The sequence below is a fragment of the Paragemmobacter kunshanensis genome, from assembly GCF_011059185.1.
Taxonomy (GTDB): Bacteria; Pseudomonadota; Alphaproteobacteria; order Rhodobacterales; family Rhodobacteraceae; genus Paragemmobacter; species Paragemmobacter kunshanensis.
Genome location: NZ_JAALFE010000106.1, coordinates 1 through 740 on the forward strand (window position 1 = coordinate 1; position 740 = coordinate 740).

The 740-nt window shown below is 68.4% G+C and carries 1 protein-coding gene; it reads left to right on the forward strand.

The window, feature by feature from the left end; translation table 11 throughout:
- Window positions 1-740, forward strand: a 740-nt coding sequence (locus G5V65_RS22005; protein ID WP_206526943.1) for a head maturation protease, ClpP-related, incomplete at both ends; no start/stop codon positions are given.

Genomic DNA, 740 nt, shown 5'->3' on the forward strand with positions numbered 1-740 from the left:
ATCGACGGCGTGGCCGCCTCGGCGGCCTCCTATGTGGCCATGGCGGGTGACGAGATCGTCATGCCCGAGAATGCCTTCCTGATGATCCACGACCCTTCGGGGCTGGTCATGGGCACCGCCGCCGACATGCGCGAGATGGCCGACACGATGGACAAGATCGCGGGCGGCATGGTCCGAGGCTATGCGGCAAGGTCCGGACGCACCGAAAAGGAGATCGCGGCGCTGATGGCGACCGAGACCTGGTTCGATGCGGAAGCCGCCCTCGAGGCGGGGCTCGCCACCCGCCTGATCGAGCCGGTGCGGATTGCAGCCAGCTTTGACATCGCGCGGTTCCGCAACGCGCCACCCGCGCTGGCGGAAGCCATCACCGCTCCGGCTTCTGAGAGCGATCAGGACGGCAATAAGACTGCCGGAAACGCCATAGGCGACGAGATCGGCGACGAGGCTACCGCGGTCCCGGATGAACCCGAGCCTGAGCCGGGCAAACCGGCGTGTCCCAAGCCTGTGGTGACCGGCATTGATCCAACCGCCATCCGGCGTGACGCCATCGCCCATGCCCGTGCCGTGGTAGACCTCTGTCGCCTTGCCGGAGAGCCGCAGAGGGCCGGGCGCTTCCTCGAAGAGGACGCCAGCCTCGATGCGGTGCGCAGCAGCCTTCTTGCCGCGAGGGCGGAGGCGGAGGCGCAGATCAGCCCCCATCACCCGCAACCCGGGCCTACTCCCATCGCCCGTCCCTGGGG